21 protein-coding genes are annotated in these 23,646 nt (G+C 73.7%); 15 read left to right on the forward strand and 6 right to left on the reverse strand.

The features are described 5' to 3' along the window. Nucleotides 1-57: 57 nt before the first annotated feature. The 3 genes from BBH68_RS19415 (at nucleotide 58) to nudC (ending at nucleotide 6,347) form a co-directional block, all read left to right on the forward strand. Nucleotides 58-3,864: an ATP-dependent helicase gene (locus BBH68_RS19415; RefSeq protein WP_065964180.1), complete on the forward strand. Its 3,807-nt coding sequence runs from the start codon at nucleotides 58-60 to the stop codon at nucleotides 3,862-3,864. A gap of 91 nt (nucleotides 3,865-3,955) precedes the next feature. Further along, the gene (locus tag BBH68_RS19420) at nucleotides 3,956-5,359 is read left to right on the forward strand and encodes a dipeptidase (RefSeq protein ID WP_065964183.1); all 1,404 of its coding nucleotides are present in this window, start codon (nucleotides 3,956-3,958) and stop codon (nucleotides 5,357-5,359) included. 52 nt (nucleotides 5,360-5,411) lie between these two features. Continuing rightward, complete coding sequence (gene nudC / locus BBH68_RS19425; protein WP_065964184.1) at nucleotides 5,412-6,347, forward strand: NAD(+) diphosphatase; 936 nt, start codon at nucleotides 5,412-5,414, stop codon at nucleotides 6,345-6,347. Between the two features lie 37 nt (nucleotides 6,348-6,384). Here the strand turns inward: nudC and BBH68_RS19430 are convergent, their stop codons facing one another. After that, the gene (locus BBH68_RS19430) at nucleotides 6,385-6,627 is read right to left on the reverse strand and encodes a mycoredoxin (protein WP_065964186.1); all 243 of its coding nucleotides are present in this window, start codon (nucleotides 6,625-6,627) and stop codon (nucleotides 6,385-6,387) included. A gap of 207 nt (nucleotides 6,628-6,834) precedes the next feature. Between BBH68_RS19430 and BBH68_RS19435 the strand changes: the two genes are divergently transcribed. From BBH68_RS19435 to BBH68_RS19450, 4 genes are all read left to right on the forward strand, one after another. Then, on the forward strand, nucleotides 6,835-9,120 hold the full coding sequence (locus tag BBH68_RS19435) for an ATP-dependent DNA helicase UvrD2 (protein WP_065964192.1): 2,286 nt from the start codon (nucleotides 6,835-6,837) through the stop codon (nucleotides 9,118-9,120). 141 nt (nucleotides 9,121-9,261) lie between these two features. Further along, nucleotides 9,262-9,531 carry a hypothetical protein gene (locus tag BBH68_RS19440; protein ID WP_065964193.1) on the forward strand — a complete coding sequence of 90 codons (270 nt, stop codon included), beginning with the start codon at nucleotides 9,262-9,264 and terminating at the stop codon, nucleotides 9,529-9,531. Between the two features lie 115 nt (nucleotides 9,532-9,646). Continuing rightward, nucleotides 9,647-10,009: a WhiB family transcriptional regulator gene (locus BBH68_RS19445; protein ID WP_065964194.1), complete on the forward strand. Its 363-nt coding sequence runs from the start codon at nucleotides 9,647-9,649 to the stop codon at nucleotides 10,007-10,009. Further along, on the forward strand, nucleotides 10,006-10,317 hold the full coding sequence (locus tag BBH68_RS19450; protein ID WP_065964195.1) for a hypothetical protein: 312 nt from the start codon (nucleotides 10,006-10,008) through the stop codon (nucleotides 10,315-10,317). The genes BBH68_RS19445 and BBH68_RS19450 overlap by 4 nt, the downstream gene beginning before the upstream one ends. Before the next feature lie 164 nt (nucleotides 10,318-10,481). Here BBH68_RS19450 and BBH68_RS19455 read toward each other — a convergent pair whose 3' ends face one another. Next, nucleotides 10,482-11,933 (reverse strand): ABC1 kinase family protein, encoded by a 1,452-nt coding sequence (locus tag BBH68_RS19455; RefSeq protein ID WP_065964199.1) that lies wholly within the window; start codon nucleotides 11,931-11,933, stop codon nucleotides 10,482-10,484. 75 nt (nucleotides 11,934-12,008) lie between these two features. Continuing rightward, nucleotides 12,009-13,217: a ThiF family adenylyltransferase gene (locus BBH68_RS19460; RefSeq protein ID WP_065964397.1), complete on the reverse strand. Its 1,209-nt coding sequence runs from the start codon at nucleotides 13,215-13,217 to the stop codon at nucleotides 12,009-12,011. 275 nt (nucleotides 13,218-13,492) lie between these two features. Between BBH68_RS19460 and BBH68_RS19465 the strand changes: the two genes are divergently transcribed. From BBH68_RS19465 to BBH68_RS19480, 4 genes are all read left to right on the forward strand, one after another. Then, entirely contained in the window at nucleotides 13,493-14,131 is a 639-nt protein-coding gene (locus BBH68_RS19465; RefSeq protein WP_065964200.1) for a M48 metallopeptidase family protein, read from the forward strand. Between the two features lie 195 nt (nucleotides 14,132-14,326). After that, entirely contained in the window at nucleotides 14,327-16,006 is a 1,680-nt protein-coding gene (locus BBH68_RS19470) for a TerD family protein (protein WP_065964201.1), read from the forward strand. A gap of 10 nt (nucleotides 16,007-16,016) precedes the next feature. Beyond that, complete coding sequence (locus BBH68_RS19475; RefSeq protein WP_065964202.1) at nucleotides 16,017-16,700, forward strand: AIM24 family protein; 684 nt, start codon at nucleotides 16,017-16,019, stop codon at nucleotides 16,698-16,700. 17 nt (nucleotides 16,701-16,717) lie between these two features. Next, on the forward strand, nucleotides 16,718-17,476 hold the full coding sequence (locus BBH68_RS19480) for an AIM24 family protein (protein WP_065964206.1): 759 nt from the start codon (nucleotides 16,718-16,720) through the stop codon (nucleotides 17,474-17,476). Nucleotides 17,477-17,539: 63 nt separating this feature from the next. Here the strand turns inward: BBH68_RS19480 and BBH68_RS19485 are convergent, their stop codons facing one another. Both BBH68_RS19485 and BBH68_RS19490 read right to left on the reverse strand, forming a co-directional pair. Beyond that, on the reverse strand, nucleotides 17,540-18,067 hold the full coding sequence (locus BBH68_RS19485; RefSeq protein ID WP_065964208.1) for an NUDIX hydrolase: 528 nt from the start codon (nucleotides 18,065-18,067) through the stop codon (nucleotides 17,540-17,542). Then, nucleotides 18,064-19,506, reverse strand: coding sequence for a zinc-dependent metalloprotease (locus tag BBH68_RS19490; RefSeq protein WP_065964210.1), 1,443 nt, complete (start codon nucleotides 19,504-19,506; stop codon nucleotides 18,064-18,066). Before BBH68_RS19490 ends, BBH68_RS19485 begins: the two co-directional genes overlap by 4 nt. 191 nt (nucleotides 19,507-19,697) lie before the next feature. On the opposite strand from BBH68_RS19490, the gene BBH68_RS19495 reads away from it, so the two are divergent. From BBH68_RS19495 to BBH68_RS19505, 4 genes are all read left to right on the forward strand, one after another. Beyond that, nucleotides 19,698-20,807: an SDR family oxidoreductase gene (locus BBH68_RS19495; protein WP_065964212.1), complete on the forward strand. Its 1,110-nt coding sequence runs from the start codon at nucleotides 19,698-19,700 to the stop codon at nucleotides 20,805-20,807. 64 nt (nucleotides 20,808-20,871) lie between these two features. After that, complete coding sequence (locus BBH68_RS19500; RefSeq protein ID WP_065964214.1) at nucleotides 20,872-21,330, forward strand: molybdenum cofactor biosynthesis protein MoaE; 459 nt, start codon at nucleotides 20,872-20,874, stop codon at nucleotides 21,328-21,330. A 202-nt stretch (nucleotides 21,331-21,532) separates the two neighbouring features. Beyond that, nucleotides 21,533-21,703 (forward strand): hypothetical protein, encoded by a 171-nt coding sequence (locus tag BBH68_RS42020; RefSeq protein WP_170066578.1) that lies wholly within the window; start codon nucleotides 21,533-21,535, stop codon nucleotides 21,701-21,703. Nucleotides 21,704-21,768: 65 nt separating this feature from the next. Next, a complete protein-coding gene (locus BBH68_RS19505) occupies nucleotides 21,769-22,857 on the forward strand; it encodes a YlbL family protein (RefSeq protein WP_076970772.1) in 1,089 nt (362 codons plus the stop codon). A 120-nt stretch (nucleotides 22,858-22,977) separates the two neighbouring features. Here the strand turns inward: BBH68_RS19505 and BBH68_RS19510 are convergent, their stop codons facing one another. Next, nucleotides 22,978-23,544 (reverse strand): PPA1309 family protein, encoded by a 567-nt coding sequence (locus BBH68_RS19510; RefSeq protein ID WP_065964221.1) that lies wholly within the window; start codon nucleotides 23,542-23,544, stop codon nucleotides 22,978-22,980. Nucleotides 23,545-23,646 lie beyond the last annotated feature (102 nt).

Here is a 23,646-nt window from a genome sequence, read left to right on the forward strand (position 1 = left end):
CCGGCGCGGACCTCGGTGTTGACGCCGGTGTCAGCGGGCCCGGATAGCCTCACTGGAATGTCCGCCCGCATCACCGACCCCGAGCAGCTCAAGGAGCTCCTTGGCATTCCGTTCACCCCGGAGCAGCTCGCGTGCGTCACCGCGCCGCCCGCCCCGCAGGTGATCGTGGCCGGGGCGGGCTCGGGCAAGACCACGGTGATGGCGGCCCGCGTGGTGTGGCTGGTCGGCACCGGCCAGGTCGCCCCCGAGCAGGTGCTCGGGCTCACCTTCACCAACAAGGCGGCCGGGGAGCTGTCCGAGCGGGTCCGGAAGGCGCTCGTCAAGGCGGGGGTGACCGACCCCGACCCGGCGCCCCCCGCCCCGGCGGCGCCGGGGGCCGCCCCGACGGGCGGGGCCGTCGCGGACGGGGCCGTGCAGGGAGAGGCCGTGCCGGGCGAGGCCGTCGCCGGTGAGCCGCAGATCTCCACCTACCACGCCTTCGCCGGGCAGCTCCTCAAGGAGCACGGGCTGCGCATCGGCCTGGAGCCGGGCGCCCGGCTGCTCGCGGACGCCACCCGCTTCCAGCTCGCCGCGCGGGTGCTGCGCACCGCCCCCGGGCCCTTCCCGGCGCTCACCCGCCCCTTCGCGGACCTGGTCACCGACCTGCTCGCGCTCGACGCCGAGCTGGCCGAGCACCTGGTCCCCGCCGAGCGGCTGCGCGCGTACGACACCGAGCTGCTGCGCGCCCTGGAGGAGGTGAAGCTGACCAACGCCGAGCTGCGCAAGGTGCCCGAGGCCGCCCGCGCCCGGCTGGAGCTCCTGGGCCTCGTCGAGAGCTACCGCGCCGACAAGCGCGGCCGTGACCTGCTCGACTTCGGCGACCAGATCGCGCTCTCGGCCACCTTGGCCCGCACCCGCCCGGAGGTCGGCCGGATCCTGCGCGAGCAGTACGCGGTCGTCCTCCTGGACGAGTACCAGGACACCTCGGTCGCCCAGCGGCTGCTGCTCTCCGGCCTCTTCGGCGGCGGCACGGGCCATGCCGTCACCGCCGTCGGCGACCCCTGCCAGGCCATCTACGGCTGGCGCGGCGCCTCCGTCGCCAACCTGGACGACTTCCCCGAGCACTTCCCGCACGCCGACGGCAGCCCTGCGCGCCGCTTCGCGCTCAGCGAGAACCGGCGCAGCGGCGGCCGCCTCCTGGACCTCGCCAACGGGCTCGCCGCCCCCCTGCGCGCCATGCACGAGGGCGTCGAGGCGCTGCGCCCCGCCCCCGGCGCGGAGCGGGACGGCGTGGTGCGCTGCGCCCTGCTGCCCACCCACGCCGAGGAGCTGGCCTGGCTCGCCGACTCCATCGCCCACCTGGTGCGCACCGGCACCCCGCCCGGCGAGATCGCGGTGCTGTGCCGTACGGCCGGTGACTTCGCCCGGATCCAGGGCGCCCTGGTGGAGCGGGAGGTCCCGGTGGAGGTCGTCGGCCTCTCCGGGCTGCTGCACCTGCCGGAGGTCGCCGACCTGGTGGCCGTCTGCGAGGTGCTCCAGGACCCGGGCGCCAACGCGGCCCTGGTGCGCCTGCTGACCGGCCCCCGCTGGCGGATCGGCCCCCGCGACCTGGCGCTGCTCGGCCGCCGCGCCCGCGCCCTCGTACGCTCCTCGGCGGGGCCGGCGGCGGGCGAGGACCCCGACCGCCGTCTCGCCGAGGCCGTCGAGGGCGTGGACCCGGCCGAGGTCGTCTCGCTCGCCGACGCCCTGGACACCTTCCTCACCCCCGACGGCCCGGACGACGGGCTGCCGTTCTCGGCCGAGGCCCGGGTCCGCTTCGCCCGGCTCGCCGCCGAACTGCGCGACCTGCGCCGCTCGCTGGCCGACCCGCTCATGGACGTGCTCCACCGCGTGCTGACCACCACCGGCCTGGAAGTCGAGCTGTCCGCCTCGCCCCAGGCCCTCGCCGCCCGCCGCCGCGAGACCCTCGGCAACTTCCTCGACGTCGCCGCCGGCTTCGCGGCCCTGGACGGCGAGGCCACCCTGCTGGCGTTCCTCGGCTTCCTGCGCACGGCCGCGCAGTACGAGAAGGGGCTCGACAACTCCCTCCCCGGCGGGGAGAACACGGTCAAGGTGCTCACCGCCCACAAGTCCAAGGGTCTCGAGTGGGACGTGGTCGCGGTGCCCGGCCTCGTCGACAAGCAGTTCCCGAGCGACCAGGCCCGTGAGTCGTGGACGGCGAACGCCCGGGTGCTGCCGCACGCGCTGCGCGGCGACGCGGAGACCCTGCCGGAGATCGGCGACTGGAGCGCCAAGGGGCTGGCCGCCTTCAAGGAGGCCATGAAGGCCCATCAGCGGACCGAGGAACTGCGGCTCGGCTATGTGACCTTCACCCGCCCCCGCTCCCTGCTGCTCGGCTCGGGCCACTGGTGGGGGCCCACCCAGAAGAAGCCGCGCGGCCCTTCGGCCTTCCTGGAGGCCTTGCGCGAGCACTGTGAGGCGGGCCACGGCGAGGTGGAGGCGTGGGCCCCGCCGCCGGAGGAGGACGAGCGGAACCCGGCCCTGGAGGCCGCGGCCGCCGACCGCGCCTGGCCGCTGCCCCTGGACCCGGACGCCCTGGCCCGCCGCCGCCGCGCGGCGGACGTGGTACTCGCCCACCTGGACCGGCTGGAGGCGGCGGGCAGCGAGGCGCCCCCGCCCCCCGCGCCCGCCACACCTGACGCGCCCCCCGCGCGCACCATGCCCCCCGCGCCCGCCGCAGCGCGCCCGCGCGGCGGCCCCGCCGCGCACGACGAGGGCCATCCCTCGGCGGACGGGGCGCCCGAGGCCGGGACCGCCCCCGGGGACGACCCGCTCTGGCCCGAGCCGCCCGACGAGGCGTACGACGACCCGTACGCGGATCCGTACGGCGACCCGTCTGACGACCCGTACGCCGAGGACGCGTACGCCGACGACGCGCACGCGGACCCGTACGCGGACCCCTACGCCGATGAGACGCACCCCGAGGACCCGTACGCTGAGCAGCCGTACGCCGACGACCCCGCCGGGCCCGAGCCGCCGGAAACCCGCGAGGGCCCCGCCGGCGAGGCCCTCGCGCCCGAGGAGGCGCGGCTGGTCGCCTCCTGGGACCGGGACCTGGACGCGCTCGCCGGAGAGCTGCGGCGCGCCCGCGCCACGGTCCACGACGTGCCGATGCCGTACACCCTCACCGCCTCGCAGCTGATGCGCCTCGCCGCCGACCCCGAGGGCTTCGCGCGGGAGCTGGCCCGCCCCATGCCGCGCCCGCCGCGCCCCGCCGCGCGCCGCGGCACCCGCTTCCACGCCTGGGTCGAGTCGCGCTTCGAGGCGCTGCCGCTCCCGTTCCTGGGCCCGGACGAGCTGCCGGGCGGCGAGGACGACGAGGCGGAGATCGCGGACGAGCGGGACCTGGCGGAGCTCAAGGAGGCGTTCGCGCGCACCCCGTACGCGCATCGCACCCCCTACCGCGTCGAAGCGCCGTTCCAGCTGGCCCTGGCGGGCCGGACGATCCGGGGCCGGATCGACGCGGTGTACCGCGAGGAGCGGGCCGAGGGGGTCGGGGAGGGCGTGCGGTACGAGATCGTCGACTGGAAGACCGGCCGGTCGCAGGACGCCGATCCGCTACAGCTGGCGATCTACCGCCTGGCCTGGGCGGAACAGCGCGGTCTGCCCCTGTCGGCCGTCTCGGCGGCCTTCCTCTATGTGCGCAGCGGCGAGGTCGTCCGCCCGGCCGGCCTGCCGGGCCGGGCCGAACTCGAGCGCATCCTGCTCGGCGAGCCCGATCGGGACCCCGCCGATGCGGAGCCCGCCGATGCGGAGTCGGCTGGCCCGGACCCCGCCGATCCAGAGCCCGCTGGTGATCACACCCGGACACGGAGCGGACCCTGAGCGAAAACACCGTGACCGAGAACACACAACAGCGGTGGGCGCCCGCGGACCCCGGCCCTGGCACCCTTCCGGGCCGGATAGGCTCAAGTCCATGAGCAACACCCCGGACCCGGACATCGCCGTCCGCGCCTATGTGGACGGTCACCGCGCCGCGTTCCTCGACGACCTCGCCGAGTGGCTGCGCATCCCGTCCGTGTCTGCCGACCCCGCCCGCGCCGACGACGTCCGGCGCAGCGCGGAGTGGCTGGCGGCGAGCCTGACCGCCACGGGCTTCCCGGTGGTCGAGGTCTGGCCGACGGCCGGGGCGCCGGCCGTCTTCGCCGAGTGGCCGTCCGGGGACCCGGACGCCGCGACGGTGCTGGTCTACGGGCACCACGACGTCCAGCCCGCCGCCCGCGAGGACGGCTGGCACACCGACCCCTTCGAGCCGACGATCAAGGACGGCAGGCTGTACGCGCGCGGCGCGGCCGACGACAAGGGGCAGGTGTTCTTCCACACCCTGGGCGTCCGGGCCCACCTCGCGGCGACCGGCCGTGCCGCTCCCGCGGTCAATCTGAAGCTGATCGTCGAGGGCGAGGAGGAGTCCGGCTCACCGCACTTCACCGAGCTGATCCGGGCCCACGCCGACCGGCTGGCCTGCGACACCGTGATCGTCTCCGACACCGGGATGTGGTCCGAGGACACCCCGACGGTCTGCACCGGCATGCGCGGGCTCGCGGAGTGCCAGATCGACCTCTACGGGCCGGACCAGGACATCCACTCCGGCTCCTTCGGCGGCGCGGTCCCCAACCCGGCCACCGAGGCCGCCCGGCTGGCCGCCGCCCTGCACGACGCCGACCGCCGCGTCGCGATCCCCGGCTTCTACGACGGCGTCGTGGAGCTGACCGACCGCGACCGCGAGCTGTTCGCCGAGCTGCCCTTCGACGAGGACGCCTGGCTGCGCTCCGCGCACTCGCACGCCGCGCTCGGCGAGGCGGGCTTCACCACCCTGGAGCGGATCTGGGCCCGCCCGACCGCGGAGGTCAACGGGATCGGCGGGGGCTACCAGGGGCCGGGCGGCAAGACGATCGTGCCGTCGTACGCCCAGCTGAAGCTCTCCTTCCGGCTGGTGGCGGGCCAGGACGCGGACCGGGTCCAGTCGGCGGTGCGGGAGTGGGTCGCGGCCCGGCTCCCGGCCGGCATCCGCCACGAGATCACCTTCAGTGGCGCGACCCGCCCCTGTCTGACCCCCCTCGACCACCCCGCGCTCCAGTCGCTGGCGCGGGCCATGGAGCGGGCGTTCGGCACGAAGATCCGCTTCACCCGGGAGGGCGGCTCGGGCCCGGCCGCCGACCTCCAGGACGTGCTCGGCGTGCCGGTGCTCTTCCTGGGCATCTCGGTGCCCTCCGACGGCTGGCACGCGCCGAACGAGAAGGTCGAGCTCGACCTCCTCCTCAAGGGCGCCGAGACGGCCGCCTACCTGTGGGGCGATCTCGCGGAGCAGCGGCCCGTATAGCGCGCACGATGTATGTAAACCACCCGTTTCCCAGGGGGAGTTGGAAGCTGCCGTGACCACCCGGACCGATCGCACCGCCGCCCAGCCGATCACGCTCAGCGGCGCGAGCGGCATCGACCGCGCCGCGCACCACCGCTTGGACGAGGCGTGGCTGGCCGCGGCGTGGAGCCACCCGACGACGCGGGTCTTCGTGGTCTCCGGCGGCCAGGCCCTGGTCGACGACACGCCGGACGGGCGCACCGAACTCGTCATGACCCCGTCCTTCGAGGCCCCGCCCACCGAGACCCACCGCTACTTCCTGGGCATAGACGCGGACGGGGTCCGCTACTTCGCGCTGCAGAAGGACGCGCTCCCGGGCCGGATCGACCAGTCGGCCCGCCCGGCGGGGCTGCGGGAGGCGGGCGCGCTGCTGTCGGCGCGGGACGCCGGACTGCTGGTCCACGCGGTGGCGCTGGAGAACTGGCAGCGGCTGCACCGGTTCTGCTCGCGCTGCGGCGAGCGCACGGTGATCGCGGCGGCGGGGCACATCCGCCGCTGCCCGGCCTGCGGGGCCGAGCACTACCCGCGGACCGACCCGGCCGTGATCATGCTGGTGACCGACGACCAGGACCGGGCTCTGCTGGGCCGCCAGATGCACTGGCCCGAGGGGCGTTTCTCGACGCTCGCGGGCTTCGTCGAGCCGGGCGAGTCGATCGAGCAGGCCGTGGTCCGCGAGGTGGCGGAGGAGGCGGGCGTCACGGTCGGGGAGGTCGAGTACGTGGCCAGCCAGCCCTGGCCGTTCCCCTCCAGCCTGATGCTGGGCTTCATGGCGCGCGCCATCTCCTCCCACATCCAGGTGGACGGGGAGGAGATCCACGAGGCGCGCTGGTTCTCGCGGGAAGACCTGCGGGCCGCGTTCAAGTCCGGGGAGGTGCTCCCTCCCTCCGGCATCTCGATCGCGGCCCGGCTCATAGAGCTCTGGTACGGCGAACCGCTGCCCCGCTCCTGAGCCCGGGGGCGACGCCGGCCCGGGCGGGAGCTCGGGCTCAGGCGCCGATCTTCGCCTTGACCTGGGCGAGGGAGGGGTTGGTCAGGGTCGAGCCGTCGGGGAAGAGCACGGTCGGCACGGTCTGGTTGCCCCCGTTCGCCTTCTCGACGAAGGCGGCCGACTCCGGGTCCTGCTCGATGTTGACCTCGGTGTACGCGATTCCCTCGCGGTCCATCTGGCTCTTCAGGCGGCGGCAGTAGCCGCACCAGGTGGTGCTGTACATCGTCACAGTGCCGGACATCGGTCTTACGCTCCTTGAGGCTCGGCGTACGGGCAGTGGTGGAACATCTGCCCGCTCCGGCGCATTCCCGCTTCCCGCGCCGGCAGGCCGATGAGAGCCGAGGAGAAGGAGCCGGATGAGAAGTCCGACAATCGGATGGGATGACCGCACGGGCGCGGCTGTGGACAACCGCCCCGGCCGTCTCAGCGGACCTGGCAGCATGGCGGGGTGACAGCAGCAACGCCCTTCCCTCTCTTCCCGCGGGTCTCCACACCGGCCGAGTACGCGGCGGTCCCGCGCGACGCCGACGCGGTGCTCGAAGGGCTCGACCCCGAGCAGCGCGAGGTGGCCACGGTCCTCCACGGCCCGGTGTGCGTGCTGGCCGGAGCCGGGACCGGCAAGACCCGCGCCATCACCCACCGGATCGCCTACGGGGTGCGCGCGGGGGTCTTCCAGCCCGCGAGTGTGCTCGCCGTCACCTTCACCAACCGCGCGGCGGGGGAGATGCGCGGGCGGCTGCGGCAGCTGGGCGCGGGCGGGGTGCAGGCGCGCACCTTCCACTCGGCCGCGCTGCGCCAGTTGCAGTACTTCTGGCCCAAGGCGGTGGGCGGCGAGGTGCCGCGCCTGGTCGAGCGCAAGGCGCAGCTGGTCGCCGAGGCCGCGGCGCGCTGCCGGGTCCGGCTGGACCGCAATGAGCTGCGCGATGTGACGGGTGAGATCGAGTGGTCGAAGGTCACCCAGACCGTGCCCGAGGACTATCCGGCCGCGGCCGCCAAGTCCGGCCGGGAGGCCCCGCGGGACGCCGCCGAGATCGCCCGGATCTACGCCGGGTACGAGCAGCTCAAGCGTGAGCGTGGAGTGATCGACTTCGAGGATGTGCTGCTGCTGACGGTCGGGGTGCTCGAAGAGCGGCATGACATCGCCGACCAGGTGCGCCGGCAGTACCAGCACTTCGTGGTCGACGAGTACCAGGACGTCAGCCCGCTGCAGCAGCGGCTGCTCGAGCTGTGGCTCGGCGACCGGGAGAGCCTGTGCGTGGTCGGCGACGCCAGCCAGACCATCTACTCCTTCACCGGAGCCACCCCGGACCACCTGCTGAACTTCCGCACCCGGCACCCGGGAGCCACGGTCGTCAAGCTGGTCCGCGACTACCGCTCCACCCCCCAGGTCGTGCACCTGGCCAACGGGGTGCTGGCCCAGGCCCGCGGCCGGGCGGCCGAGCACCGCCTGGAGCTGGTCTCGCAGCGCGAACCGGGCCCCGACCCGGTCTACGCGGCATACGCGGACGAGCCGGCCGAGGCGGAGGGCGTGGCCCGCCGGATCCGCGAGCTGATCACCCCCGTGGAGCAGGGCGGCGGGGGGGTCCCGCCGAGCGAGGTCGCGATCCTCTACCGGATCAACGCGCAGTCGGAGGTCTATGAGCAGGCGCTGGCCGACGCACAGGTGCCCTATCAGCTGCGCGGCGCCGAGCGGTTCTTCGAGCGCCCCGAGGTGCGCGAGGCGGGGCTGCTGCTGCGCGGCGCGGCCCGCGCCGGAAGCGCCGACCCCGCGCTGGCGGACGCGGACGTCCCCGCCCAGGTGCGGGCCGTGCTCTCCACCCGCGGCTGGACGCCCGAGCCCCCGGCGGGGTCGGGGGCGGTGCGCGACCGCTGGGAATCCCTCACGGCGCTGGTGCGGCTCGCCGAGCAGTTCTGCGCGGGCCGGCTCGCGGCGGGCCGGCAGGTCACCCTCGCGGATCTGGTGGCGGAGCTCGACGAGCGGGCGGCGGCCCAGCACGCCCCGACCGTCGAGGGTGTGACGCTCGCCTCGCTGCACGCCGCCAAGGGCCTGGAGTGGGACGCGGTCTTCCTGGTCGGGCTCACCGAGGGCATGGTGCCCATCACCTACGCCAAGACCGACCCCCAGGTGGAGGAGGAGCGCCGGCTGCTCTATGTGGGGGTGACCCGCGCCCGCCGCCATCTGTCCCTCTCCTGGGCGCTCTCGCGCTCTCCCGGAGGCCGGCCGAACCGCCGCCCCAGCCGCTTTCTGAACGGGCTGCGTCCCGGCTCCGCGGCCTCCGTCGTCCGCACGCCGGGCGGGGGCGGCGGCATCGAGCGCGGCGGCGCGAGTGGCCCGGTCCGCAAGCGGCGTGGCCCGGTCCACTGCCGGGTGTGCGGCAGGACGCTGACCGACGCGGGCGAGATGAAGCTGATGCGCTGCGAGGACTGCCCCTCGGAGCTGGACGAGGCGCTGTACGAGCGGCTGCGGGAGTGGCGGGCCGAGCAGGCCGGGCAGCTCGGCCAGCCGGCCTACTGCGTCTTCACCGACAAGACGCTGCTGGCGATCGCCGAGGCCGTGCCGGGAACCGAAGGGGAGCTGGCGGGCATCCCTGGAGTGGGGAGGCGGAAGCTCGACAAGTTCGGTGCCGACGTCCTCGCGCTCTGCTCCGGGCGGGAACTCACCCGTACGGAGGGCGCCGATCAGGACGGTGGAAGCGGTCCTGAAGAACCCGCGCGAAACTCGACGGAAAAATAGTTTGCGCGCGCGGAGCGCATACCCATAGCCTTCCGAGCACGGAGACAACGGCCCTTCCGGGATCCGAGGAATCCGTGTTGTACTAACTAGCCCGGACCGGTTTCGACCGGCCCCCTGAGACGCCGAGAGGAGGCGAACCCAATGATCAGCTTCATGAACACCATCAAAATGACCGATCGTTCGGTCCTCGCCACCTGCCCGCTCGGCTTCGAGCTGCGTGGCACCGGTGTGTCCACCGGCGCCAATGAGGCGCGTCTCAGCGAGCGACCGATCCAGGCACCTGCGGTAGCAGCGACCGCGCGGGCGATTGCCTATGCGTTTGCGGCCAATGGTGCCGGATCCCGGACGACGCAGCAGTACCACCAGAAGTGGGCCCTCCGCGGGCTTGGACCCTGGAGTTATCCAGCCTGATCCAGGATCAGGTCGGCACCCTCCAGGGCCGCGGAACCCACATCGGGATCCGCGGCCCTTTTGATTTGCCAGCGCCCGGCCACCGCCGGACCGAAAAGACGAGGAACAGACGACCGTGCAACTCAAGGCACACACCCCGTCCGTAGCCACCGACCTGATCCCCCCGCCTGACCCCTCGGAGGACTCCTTGAGCCCGCTCACCGCCCTCACCGAACTGGATGAGGCCATCGACAACCTCGGTGTGGCCGTGCCGTGCCGCTCCTACGACCCGGAGGTCTTCTTCGCCGAGTCGCCGGCCGACGTCGAGTACGCCAAGTCGCTCTGCCAGACCTGCCCGCTGCGCGAGGCCTGTCTCGCCGGGGCCAAGGACCGCCGTGAGCCCTGGGGCGTCTGGGGTGGCGAGCTCTTCATCCAGGGTGTGGTCGTCGCCCGGAAGCGGCCGCGTGGTCGCCCGCGCAAGAACCCGGTTGTGGCATGAACACCCCCGGAACGATCGATCGCCCAGCGACGCACGACCCGATGAAGCAGGTCCCGACGATGACCCCATCCGTCTCCGAGAACCCAGCCCGCGACACCTCCGGTGCGACCGAGTCGCGCCAGAACAGGACCCGTGAAATGCAACTCATCCCAGAAGCCCTGGCCCGTGCGCATATGCACGAACGACTCCACGAGGCCGAGTCTCAACGCAGGGCCCTCCGGCTGGCCGCCGCCCGGCGGATGCAGCGCCGCGCGGAGCGCGCCTCGCTCCGCGCCCGCCGCGCCCTGGCCATGGCGGTCATGCAGTGACAGCCGTCACGTGGTGACGGTGGCCCCGCGATGACGGCGGTCGCGGGGTGACAGCCGTCACGCCGTGACAGTCGTCACGCGGTAAAGGGGGGCAAGAGGGAATCACCGGGGGCCGGTCCGAAGGGGCCGGCCCCCTTCGGCTGTCCGCCGCGGGAGGCCGCCCGTCAGGCAGATGCTTCGGCCGCCTTCTCGGGCTTCCCATCGGCCGCCTCCACCGCCGCCTCTTCCGCCTCTACCGCTGCCTCTTCCGCCTCGTCCACCTCTGCTGCCTCATCTTCCGGCTCGAGGAAGCCGGGCACCCAGTCCTCGAGTTCATCGCGCAGCCGCACCTCCGCGCCCAACTGGCACAGCACCCCTATCGTGCTCAGGCACACGCGGTGGATGAGCAGATAGGCGGGCGGCAGATTGAGCTGATTGCCCAGCTCGTAGACCGGCGAGCGGCGATCCGCCACCCGCGCCGCCTGGCGCCGCAGCCACTGCCGGTCGAACGTGAACTCCTCCACCTGGGCCGGCTCCAGCATCGGCAGCAGGAAGTCCAGCAGCGCTTCCGGATCGAGCTCGATGGTCGGCTTCACGAACCCCTCGCCGCGCAACAGCTCATAGACCCCCTCGGCGTCCCCAGCCAGCGCCATCCGCAGCGCGATGCCGATGGGCTCGGGGAGCCCGTCCGGGAGGCGGTCCACCGAACCGAAGTCCAGGACCCCCAGCTTCCACTTCTCCGGCGGCCCGTCCGGGGCGTCGCCGGTCAGCAGCCGGAAGTTGCCCGGGTGCGGGTCGGCGTGCAGCAGCCCGGTGCGGGAGGCGCCCGAGAACAGGAAGCGCGCGAGCAGCTGTCCGGCCCGGTCCCGCTGCTCGGGTCCGCCCTCGGCTATCACCTCGGAGAGCGGTATCCCGTCCAGCCATTCCGTGATCAGCACCTGATCGCTCTGGTGCACCACCTGCGGGACCACCACATCCGGATCGTTGGCGTACTCCTCCGCGTGGATGCGCTGGGCCTCGGCCTCCAGCTCGTAGTCCAGCTCCTCCGACACCCGGTCGCGCAGCTCGGCGATCAGCGGCTTGACGTCAAGGCCCGGCACCAGCGGCCCCAAAACCCGGGCAAACCGACTCAATTGGTTCAGGTCGGAGATCAGTGCCTCGCCCGCGCCCGGGTACTGCACCTTGACGGCGACACCGCGCCCGTCGTGCCACACCGCCCGGTGCACCTGCCCGATCGAGGCGGACGCCGCGGGCTTGTCGTCGAACTCGACGAACAGCTCCCGCCAGTCCGCCCCCAGCCGCTGCTCCAGCGCCGCGTGCACCGTGCGGGTCGGCATGGGCGGCGCCGCTTCCTGGAGCTTGGTCAGCGCCGCCCGATACGGTTTGGCGATCTCTTCCGGCAGCGCCGACTCGAAGACCGACATGGCCTGTCCGAGCTTCATCGCCCCGCCCTTGAGCTCGCCGAGCACCTTGAACATCTGCTCGGCGGTGCGCTGCTGCACCTCACGCGCGACGATCTCGGCCGGTCGCCCCCCTATCCGCTTCCCGAGCCCCCAGGTGGCGCGCCCGGCGAATCCCAAGGGCAGCGTCGCCAGCTTGGCGGTACGGGTGATCGCCTTGCGCGGCAGATCGGACATGCGCCCCTCCAACTACAGCTGAGCCATTCCCGGGGGTGACCCCCGGACCCCCGTCGCCCACTTGGCGGACGTCGGTCACCCGGCCATTGTGGCGTGCGGCGCTTCGACAACCGAGGCATATACCGCATCAGTCCGCCCGGCCGCCCCGCAGCGGCATGCCGGATGGGGCTCGATCCGCCGCGTCTCCCAGGCGAGAGACGGCAGCGCCGCCTCCAGCCGGGCTCCGGCGCTGGGCGGCAGCCGCCCGTCCAGATATCCCAGCGCATGCGCGGCCGTGACCCCCGCGACCACCGTGGCCAAGGCGGCGTCGCAGGCCCAGCCGGCCCGGCGGCGGCCGGACCGCCACTGCGCGAGCATCCTGGGCCAGGTCGGCTCCCGCTCGGCGCGCCCCGCGGCGGCGCATCCCGCGCACGGGGTGATCCCCGGCAGCACCAGCGGACCCAGCACGCCCGTGGCCTCCAGGACCCCCGCGTACAGATGAGGCGTGCCCGAGGCCAGCAGCGGCTCGGCCTCCTCCGGGTCCGGCGCGTATGCCGCGAGTCCGTCGCGCGGGGCGATCACCACCAGGGTCAGCCCCGGCTCCCCGGAGGACCCCGAACCGGACCGCGCGGACCCCGACACGAACCCCGCGGACGGCGCGGACCCCGAACCGGACCCCGCGGCCTCCGCCGCCGGCCGGCGCGGCCGCGGGCCCGGCGCGGACCGCCGCACCAGCCCGCGCGCCGCCGCGTCCCGACGCTCCCCGATCCGCTCGGCCGGCAGCCCGCCCGGCATCACATCCCACGGCTCGACACGGCCGCCGTCCACCACATCGACCTGACCTACCCCCGAGGCCGACAACAGCGCCGCCACCGCCGCCCCGACCCGGCCCGCGCCCCTCACCTGCACGCGCATCGCGCCGCGCGTCGCCAACAGCCGCGCCGCGGCCCCCGGCTCGGGACACAGCACCGACAGCGCCGCCAGATCGGGCCGCAGCCGGTCGAGGGCCGCACCACGGCCCCAGGCGGCGGCCGCCCGCTCGGCGCCCTCCACCGGGTCGTCGAGCAGCCCGGCCGCCGTCAGCCGGTCCACCAGAGCGTCGGCCCGCCCCTCGGGCAATCCCAGGGCCCTGGCCTCCTGGCGGAGCAGCGGCATACCGCGCGTGCCGTCCAGCAGCTCCAGAAAGCTGCCCGTCGCCGTGTCCACCGGCCCCAGCACCACCGCATGGGCCCGGGCCACCCCGAACTGCACGGTGTCCCGGCTCCGCCAGCCGCGCCGCAGCGCGGGCTTGAGCATCGGATGCATCACCACCCCCGTCATCGAGCCACCCCGTCATGGATCCCCCTGTCCCCATCCCGGCGCCCTGCCGGTCCCGGGCGCGCCGGTCCGATCCCGGTCCCGGCGCCCTGGCCGGTCCCAGCGCCGAACTGACCCCAGCATGCGCGCCCCGCCCCGCCGCCGCCGAAAGTTGTCCACAGGCGACGGCGATAGTCGTACAAGCGGCGACTACCGGGGCGTGTTCGCCCCGTGCCCCGGTGCGCGGCAGGACTTCCCCGGGTGCGAGCGGGTAACGTCAAGGCGTGTCCGCCGACCGTTCCGCCAGCCTCGCCGGGGAGACCCCGCCCCACAGCGCCGCCAGGCCCCCGCACGGCGCCGCCAGACCCCCGCGCGGCGTCCCGGGCCCGCTGGGCCGGGGCCCGGGCGCGGTCGAGGTCCGCCGGAGCACGCGGCGCCGCAGGACGGTCTCGGCCTACCGCGAGGGGGACCGCACCATCGTCCTGATCCCCGCCCGGATGTCCGAGGCGGAGGAGCAGCGCTGGGTGCGGGTCATGCTCGACAAGCTCGCCGCGCAGGAGAGCAAGCGGATGCTCGGCGACGCGGAGCTCGCGGCCCGCGCCGAGTGGCTGTCCGAGCAGTACCTGGGCGGCCGGGCCCGCCCCGTCAGCGTTCGCTGGGTCACCAACCAGAACACCCGCTGGGGGTCGTGCACCCCGTCCGAGGGCAGCATCCGGCTCTCGCACCGGCTGCAGGGGATGCCGGAGTACGTGGTGGACTACGTCCTCGTCCACGAGCTCGCCCATCTGCTGGTGCCCGGTCACGGCCCGCGCTTCTGGCGGCTCCTCGAGTCGTATCCGCGGACCGAGCGGGCCCGGGGGTACCTGGAGGGCGTGGTGGCCGCCGCACGGCTGCCGCACCTCTCCCCGGCCCCGGCCGAGTAGACACCGGCCGAGTGGACACCGGCCGAGTGGACACCGGCCGAGCAGGCCCGGCCGAGCAGACACCGGCCGAGCAGGCCCGGCCGAGCAGACACCGGAACCACACCCCGCTCCCCGGCGTCGCTCCTTCTCAGCGGCAGCGGTTAGCCTGGCGCGCAATGCATTCTCCGCTATCGGGATGGGGGACGGTCGTTACGTATGGCCAGGGAATTCCAACGCGGCCACAAGGCCAAGCTCAGTGATCTGACGGCGGGGAGGGACCTGTACGTCGGCGTGCAGATCGCCGGGCCCGGGCTGACCTTCGACATCAGCTGCTTCGGCCTCGACGCGGACGAGCGGCTCTCCGACGACCGCTATTTCATCTTCTTCAACCAGCCCAAGTCCCCCGAGGAAGCGATCCAGCAGCTCGGCCCGCAGGCCGGGGACACCGAGTCGTTCCGCGTCACCCTCGACCGCATCCCGTCCCACATCCACAAGCTCTCCTTCACGGCCACCCTCGACGGCGCGGGCCAGATGTCCCAGGTCGGCCCCGGCTACATCCGGGTCGTCGCGGGCGGCGAGGAGGTCGTCCGGTACTCCTTCACCGGGGCGGAGTTCAGCACCGAGCGCGCCGTGATGCTCGGCGACTTCTACCTCAAGGACGTGTGGCGGTTCGCCGCGGTCGGCCAGGGTTTCGACGGCGGCCTGGAGGCGCTGCTCAGGAACTTCGGTGGGGAGGTCGCGGAGGAGGAGCCCGCCCCGGCCCCGGCCCAGGGCGCTGCCCCCGGTTTCGCGCCCCCCGGCCAGGCCGCCGCCGCGCCGGGCTTCGCGCCTCCGGCGGGCGCGGCCCCGGCCCCCGCCGCGCCGCAGGCCCCGCAGCCCGCGCCCGCGCAGGGCTTCGCGCCGCCGCCCGGCAGCACGCCCCCGCCTTCGGCCCCCGCCGCGCCGCAGGTGCACGGGGCGCCGACGATCGCCGCGCCGATCGCGCCCCCCGGCCAGGTGCCGCCGCCCGGTCAGCCGGGCCAGCCGGGTCAGTTCCCCGGCCAGCAGCCGCAGTTCGGCCGGCCACCGGCCCAGACGCCCCCCGCCCCCGCCCCGTACGGCCAGACGCCCCCCGCCCCGTACGGACAGCCCGCCCCGGCCCCCTACGGTCAGCCCGGCCAGCCGCCAGCCAGCCCGTACGGCCAGCCGCCCGCGAGCCCGTACGGTCAACCAGGCCAGCCGCAGGGCGGCGCCGCCCCCGGCGTCCAGGCCGCGCTCGCCAAGTACCGGGAGGCGCCCACCGGCCAGCGCTGGACGCCGCAGAACCCCCGGCTCATCCGGGCCGACCTCGGCGTCGGCGGTCAGCCGTTCCTCGCCCGCCAGGGCTCGATGGTGCTCTACCAGGGCAAGGTCGACTTCAGCTACAAGGGCGCGGGCTTCCGCGGCCGGATCGTGGGCAACGCCACCGGCCAGGAGATGCAGCTGATGCGCTGCTCCGGCCAGGGCCAGGTCTTCCTCGCGGAGAACGCCGCCGAACTTCACCCGATCGAGCTACAGGGCGACGCGATCTGCGTGTCCGCCGAGAGCGTGCTGGCCTTCGACGAGGGGCTGCACCACGAGGTGCGCCGGATCGAGGGCCACGGGATCCCCGGCGGCGCGCTGTTCACCATGCAGTTCCAGGGCACCGGCACGGTCGTCGTGAAGACCCACGGGACGCCCGTCGTGCTGCCGGTCACCCCGACGACCTTCGCCGACTCCAACGCCATCGTCGCCTGGTCCGCCGCCTCGCAGGTGATCATCTCCAGCCAGGTGCGGCTGCGCCGCAACGCCTACCCCGGCCACAGCGGGGAGACCGTGAACCTCCAGTTCCGCGGTGCGCCCGGCAACTTCATCGTCGTCCAGCCCTACGAGGTCTAAAGGGACCGCCATGGACCAGCAACTGATCACCGGTTACGCGCCGGCCCCGGTCTCCGCCCGGATGGAGAACCACGGCAGCAGCATGCTCAAGGTCGCCATGCAAAGCGGCCAGGACCTCTTCGCCCGCACCGGCTCGATGGTCGCCTACGAGGGCTTCGTCCAGTACGAGCCCAACCCGCCCGCGGTGCGCCAGATGGCCTCCCAGTGGCTCACCGGCGAGGGCGCCCCGCTCATGCGGTGCAGCGGCGACGGCCTGCTCTACCTCGCCGACTACGGCGCGGACGTGGTGTGCGTCAACCTGAACGGCGACTCCCTGTCGGTCAACGGGACCAATCTGCTCGCCTTCGACGCCCACCTCCAGTGGGGCGTGGAGCGGGTCAAGGGCATCGCCAAGTTCGCCGGGCAGGGCCTGTTCAACGTGGGCGTCTCCGGCACCGGCTGGGTCGCCCTGACCTCCCGCGGCACCCCGATCGTCGTCGACTGCGGCCGCGGCGAGGACGAGACCTATGTCGACCCCGACGCGCTCGTCGCCTGGTCCACCAACCTCAAGGTCAAGGGGAAGCGCAGCTTCAAGGCGTCGTCCCTGATCGGCCGGGGCAGCGGCGAGGCCTACCAGCTCGGCTTCTCCGGGCAGGGCTTCGTGGTCGTCCAGCCCAGCGAGGACAGCACTGACCGGCTCCGGGCCCGGGGCTGAGGGGGAGCGAAGACATCATGCAGAGCCCGCTTTTCGGCTTCACCGAGACCCAGACCCAGGACCGCTACGCGCTCCAGAACCCGCAGCTGCTGCGGGTCGCCCTCGAAGGCCACCAGGACGTGCTCGCCCGCAAGGGCAGCATGGTCGCCTACCAGGGGCTGATCGAGTTCGACGGCGAGTACCAGACGCAGGGGCAGCAGCGCGCCCGCGCCCGCACCGGCGAGGCGCTCGACCTGATGCGCTGCTCCGGCCAGGGCACGGTCTACCTGGCCAACCTGGCCCAGCACGTGCACATCGTGGACGTGGACCACGACGGGCTGACCGTCGACAGCGCCTATGTGCTCGCCCTCGACTCCACCCTGCACTGGGAGTCGATCGCGGTCGACAGCCAGTACGGCATCTCCGGCTCCGGGAAGTACAACCTCAACATCTCGGGCCACGGCAAGGTCGCCCTGATGACCTCGGGACAGCCGCTGATGCTCCAGGTCACTCCCGACAAGTACGTCAACGTGGACGCGGACGCCATCGTCGCCTGGTCCACCTCGCTGCGGGTCCAGATGCAGGCCCAGACGCACTCCAGCGGCGTGTGGCGGCGCCGCGGCAACACGGGGGAGGGCTGGGAGCTCAGCTTCCTCGGCCAGGGCTACGCGCTGGTGCAGCCCAGCGAGCTGCTGCCGCCGCAGAACGCGGTGATCGGCGGCGGGGCGGCCGCACAGTTCGGCATGGGCCAGCAGGGCGCCCGCGGGCAGAACCAGGGCAACATCTTCAGCAACTGAGCCCGGCCGACGGCCGCTGCCGCCCACCCTGCCGGCCGGGTCTGCCGTACCCGCGCGCCTCCCTCACACCAGCGCGCGGGTACGGGTCACCAGGCGGGCGACCGAGCCGTCGGCCACGCCCGCCACCTCGTCGTAGCCGAACCAGCGCAGGTCCAGCGACTCCTCGCTGATCGCCGCCACCGCGTCCCGCGGGGCCAGCGCCGCGTACTGCACATCCAGATGCCAGGCGCACGGCGTCAGATGGCGGTCGAGGCGCACCGGGCCGGCCGGCAGCAGCGTCAGCCCCTCGATGCCGGACTCCTCCGTGGCCTCGCGCAGCGCCGCGTCCGCCAAGGTGGCGTCCTCGGGCTCGCAGTGGCCGCCCATCTGGAGCCACATCTTCAACTTGCGGTGGAGTGTGAGCAGCACGCGGCCCCGGGACGGGTCGATCACCAGCGCGCTGGCCGTGATGTGCCCGTCCCGGCACGCCTTCCACACGCCGTCCGGGTACGTGGCCAGGTGGTCGCCGTACTCCAGCCGCAGCCGGTCCTGGGCGGCGTCCGGCGCGGGCCACTCGCGCAGCACCCGCGCCGCGTCCTCGTGGAGACTCACCGGCCGGTCTCGCCCTTGCCGCCGTCTTCCTCGCCGCCCTTGTCACGGCCCTTGTCGCCGCCCTTCTCACCCTCCGCGGCTTCTCCGCCCGCGGCCTCGCCGAGCATCTTGTCCAGCTCGGAGAAGTCCAGCTGCTCGCGGTGGACGAAGCCGTCGGGGTCGTCGAGGTCGTCGGCGGTCGGCAGCATGTCGGGGTGCGCCCACAGCCCATCGCGCCCGTCCAGGCCGCGCGCGTCGGTCAGCGAGGCCCACAGCCGCGCGGCGTCGCGCAGCCGCCGCGGCCGCAGCTCCAGGCCGATCAGCGTGGCGAAGGTCTGCTCGGCGGGGCCACCGCTCGCCCGGCGCCGCCGCAGCGTCTCGCGCAGGGCGTCGGCGGACGGCAGGTGGGGCGCGGCGGCGGCGTGCACCACGGCGTCCACCCAGCCCTCGACGAGCGCCAGAGCGGTCTCCAGACGGGCCAGCGCGGCCTTCTGGGCCGGGGTGTCCTCCGGCTGGAACATGCCCTGCTGCAGGGCCTCCTGAAGCTGCTCGGGGTGGGTCGGGTCCAGCTGGCCGACCGCGTCCTCCAGCTTCGCCGTGTCGACCTTGATCCCCCGGGCGTACCCCTCGACCGCGCCGAACAGGTGCGAGCGCAGCCACGGCACATGCGCGAACAGCCGCTGATGGGCGGCCTCGCGCAGCGCCAGGTACAGCCGGACCTCCTCCTCGGGGACGCCGAGGCCGGAGCCGAACGCCGCGATGTTGACCGGGAGCAGGGCCGCCTTGCCGGCGGGGCCCAGCGGCAGCCCGATGTCCGTGGAGCCCACGACCTCGCCGGCCAGCACGCCCACCGCCTGCCCGATCTGGGTGCCGAACATCGCGCCGCCCATGGAGCGCATCATCCCGAGCAGCGGGCCGGCCATGGCCTGCATCTCCTCGGGGAGCACATCGCCCATGGCGGCGCCGACCCGCTCGGCGACCGGGTCCACCAGGTCCTTCCACACCGGCAGCGTCGCCTCGACCCACTCGGCGCGGCTCCAGGCCACCGCCGTGCCCGAGCCCGAGGGCAGCGAGGTGACGCCGTCCAGCCACAGGTCGGCGAGGCGGAGCGCCTCCTGGACCGCGGCGCGCTCGGCGGGGCCGACGCTCGCGTCCTTGGTGCCGTCGGCGGTGCCGCGCGCGACCGTCTGCCGGGCGATGTCCTTGGCCATGTCCCAGTTCACCGGGCCGCCCTCATAGGAGAGCATCTGGCCCAGCTGCTGGAAGGCCGCGCCCAGGTCGCTCGGGTTCAGCGACCCGAACATCGCCGCGAACGGGTTCTCCCCGCCCGGGCCGCCCGCGCCGAACCCGAACGGATTCGCGGGGCCCTGACTGCCGCCGTGGCCGCCCTTCTTCTTGCCGTCGTCGCCGTCGTCCGGCTCCTCCGGCGGGAGGCCGAATCCGAATGGGGTGTCACTCACGGGTTCCCTCGGCTCGTAGGGCCGCCGGCCCGGGCCGGCGGCGAATGCCCTTGCATCACCACCCAGCCTAGACACCTCGCCGGTTTGCGGGCTCGGTGCTTCGCTGATAGCGGGCCTGCGGCAGGATGGACGTCACCTGGTACGTATGCGTCAGTGCGCTGCGTACTGAAGACAACCGCTGGAGACGCCCGGTGAGTTCCCCAGACCGAGAAGTTCGCGCAGCGCGAAACGATACGCCGCGCACCGCACGACGCCCTGTCGTCGCGGTCACCGGCGCCGCGTCGGGCGCCGGAGCCCTGCTCACGCAGCGGCTCGCCGAATCCGACGAGATCAAGCACGTCCTGGCCATCGACGAGCGCCGCGGCGATGTGACCGAGGCGCAATGGCACGTCCTGGACGTGCGCGATCCGGCCATCGCGGAGAAGCTGCGCGGCGCCGACGTCGTCGTCCACCTGGCCGTCGACCTCGACCTGGGCACCGACCCGGCCGCCCGTACGGCCTACAACGTGCGCGGCACCCAGACCGTCCTGACCGCCGCCGCGGCCGCCGGGGTGCGCCGCGTGGTGCTGTGCACCTCCGCGATGGTCTACGGGGCGCTGCCCGACAACGACGTGCCGCTCGCCGAGGACGCCGAGCTGCGCGCCACGGCGGAGGCCACCGGCGTGGGGGACCTGCTGGAGATCGAGCGGCTCGCCGAGCGGGCGCCCCGGGCCCACCCCGGCCTGAACGTCACCGTCGTACGCCCCGCCATCCTGGTCGGCGGCACCGACACCGCGCTCACCCGCTACTTCGAGTCACCGCGCCTCCTGGTGGTCGCCGGCTCCCGGCCCACCTGGCAGTTCTGCCATGTCGAGGACCTGGTCAGCGCGCTGGAGTACGCCGCCCTGGAGAAGGCCGAGGGCGAGCTGGCGGTCGGCTGCGACGGCTGGCTGGAGCAGGAGGAGGTCGAGGAGCTGTCGGGCATCCGGCGCATGGAGCTGCCCTCGGCGGTCGCGCTGGGCGCGGCCTCCCGGCTGCACCGGCTGGGCCTCACCCCGTCCCCGGCGGGCGACCTGGCGTACACCATGCACCCCTGGGCGGTCAGCGGCAGCAGGCTGCACGAGGCGGGCTGGCGGCCGCGGTGGACGAACGAGGAGGTCCTCGCCGAGCTGCTGGAGGAGGTCTCCGGCCGCCACACGCTCGCCGGGCGGCGGCTCGGCCGCAAGGACGCCACCACGCTGGGCGCCGCCGGCGCCACGGTGGCCCTGGTGGGCACCGCGGCGATCGTCCGCCGCGCCCGTAAGGCGCGCCGCAGGGCCTGAGCGGAAGCCGCGTTCCGCGATCCGGTATTCCGCGGAGGGAGCGCGGTGGGGCACGATGGGGCGCATGGGACGTACGCACGACCATCCGGGTGAGCTCGCGGCCGCCGATCCGATCCGCCTGCTCGCGATCCGTGACACCCCCCTGTCCGTCGACGAGGTGTTCGGGGCGGTCGGCGACGCCTCGGCCGGGGGCACCGCGCTGTTCGTCGGCACGGTGCGCGACCACGACGGAGGCGCCGACGTGGGCGCCCTCGGCTACTCCGCCCACCCCACCGCCGAGGCGGAGCTGCGCCGGGTCGCGGAGAAGGTCGCGGCGGACTTCCCGGTGCGGGCGCTCGCCGCGGTGCACCGGGTGGGGGACCTCGCGGTGGGGGACCTGGCGGTGGTCGTGGCGGTGTCCTGCCCCCACCGCGCCGAGGCCTTCGAGGCGTGCCGCCGCCTGATCGACGACCTCAAGAGCGAGGTCCCCATCTGGAAGCACCAGACCTTCACGGACGGTACGGAGGAATGGGTGGGCGCGTAGCGCCGCGTTGAGGGGTGGTGGTCGGGCGACGGGAGGGCGGGTGGGGGTTTAGGCAAGGGGCGGGCGGGCGCGTAGCGCCGCAGGTAACCCGGAAGGGTGTCCTCCGATTGCGTAACCCGTACCCTGCCCGGAGCGTTGACCTGGCGGAGGATTAATCTGCTCATCTGTCAGTCGCGGTTGTGTCAGGGGATGGGAGGCCGCCGTGGGTGTGCTTCTGTGGTTGCTCATTCCGGTTCTCGCCGCGTTGGCCGCCGTGCTCTATTCGGGCTGGGCCCTGCGCACCCGCAAGACCGGGGACGTCGCCGAACTCGCCGGGTACGCGCGGTTCCGTGAGGCGATGGAGCGCGCGCATTCCGATTCGGATGCGGCCTAGGCGTCGCCGGCTCGGACGGGCGGCCCGGGCGGTGGACTGACACACGCGTCCCGTACTGTCGTTCCATGCCACGCCGCACTGCGACGATGCTCGCCTCCCTCCTGATGCTGATCGCGCTGCTCTGCGCAGGGGCGCTCATGCCGGTGCCGTACGCGGAGATGTCGCCGGGGCCGAGCTACAACACGCTGGGTACCCACCAGGGCGAGTGCGTGCTGCAGATCTCCGGTCAGAAGGGCTGCGAGGGCACCGGCGGGCATCTGAACATGACGACGGTGCGCGTCACCGGCTCCGAGTACAAGATGAACCTCGTCGAGGCGGTCTACGGCTGGCTGGCCCACGACGACGTGGTGGTGCCGCACAGCACCCTCTACCCGGACGACAAGACGCCGGACGAGGTGAGCCAGGAGAACGCCGAGGAGTTCACCCAGTCCCAGGAGAGCGCCAAGGTGGCGGCGCTCAGGGCGCTGGGCAAGAAGGTCACGTCCCATGTGATCGTGGCCGTGGTGCAGCGGGACAAGCCCGCCCAGGGCCGGCTGCACGCGGGCGATGTGATCAAGGCGGTGGACGGCACGGCGGTGCGCGGGCCCGAGGACGTGGCCAAGCTGATCACCAAGCACAAGCCGGGGGAGAAGGTCTCCTTCTCGCTCGTCCCGGCCAAGGAGGCGGCCGCGGCCGAGCGGAAGAACCAGGAGCCCACGCGGCAGAAGACGGTCACCGTCACCACCGCGAAGGCGGAGGACGGCCGGGCGATCGTCGGCATCCAGGCCGGGGTCGACTACACCTTCCCGCTGAAGATCGACATCAAGCTGGCGGACGTGGGCGGGCCGAGCGCCGGGCTGATGTTCGCGCTGGGGATCGTGGACCGGTTGTCGCCGGGCGACCTGACCGGCGGGAAGTTCATCGCGGGCACGGGCACGATCGACGAGAAGGGTCTCGTCGGCCCGATCGGCGGGATCCAGATGAAGACCATCGGCGCGCGGAAGGAGGGCGCGCGGTACTTCCTCACACCGCAGGAGAACTGCAAGGCGGCCGCCGCGGATGTGCCCGACGGCCTCACGCTGGTCAAGGTGCACACCCTCGACGGGGCGCTGAAGGCGCTGAAGCAGATCCGCGCCGGGGACACCGCGGCCCTGCCCAAGTGCGCCAAGGGCTGAGCGGCGGCTCCCGGCGGCCCGGCGGCCCGGCGGCCCGGGGCGGGTTTCCCGGGCTCTGCCTCCCCGGGTCCGGCCTCCCGGGTCCGGTGAGCGCGGGGCGGTCACACCGCCCCGCCGCGGTCACTCGGCGAAGGTGGCGGACAGCGCCTCCGCCAGCCCCGGCACCAGGCCGGCGCCGGTGAGCACCTCGGTGGGCGAGTCCTTCTCGCGCAGCCGCACCGCCGCCTCCCGCGACCCGTCCCGCAGCACCGCGACCGTCATGCGGACCTCCTGGCGCTCCGGGTGCTTCGCGACCCACGCGGCGAGCTGCTTCTCGTCCAGGCCGTCGGGCACGGAGCCCTCGGCGGACGGCGGCAGCATCAGGCGCTCGACGGTCAGCGCGCAGCCGGTGACCGCGTCGGGCCAGGCGATGGTGGCCAGGAACTCGTCCAGGGGGGTGCCGGCGGGCAGCTCGTCCTGCTCGATGGGGGTGAGCGAGGCCGCGGCGGTGGCGTCGGCCTCCTCGTCGAGCCCGAGCTGGGCGGCGAGGCCCGGCTCCTGCTCGCGCAGGCGCGCGGTGTCGACGAGGGCGAAGAGGCGGGCCGGGCGGTCCCAGCCGAGCCCCGAGGCGTACTCGTCGATCTCGAGCACGGCGCGGGTCAGCGGATTGGCGGCCAGGGGCCCGGAGGGCGGGGGAACGTTCGACATGGGTCATATCGTGCCCTGATCGGACCCGGAAACGGGAACTGAGTAAAGCCTGAGTAAGTTGCTCCATTGGGTCCTACTGCCCGGACCCGCTCTAGTCGACAG

Origin of the sequence: Streptomyces sparsogenes, assembly GCF_001704635.1 — a bacterium.
GTDB lineage: Bacteria > Actinomycetota > Actinomycetes > Streptomycetales > Streptomycetaceae > Streptomyces > Streptomyces sparsogenes.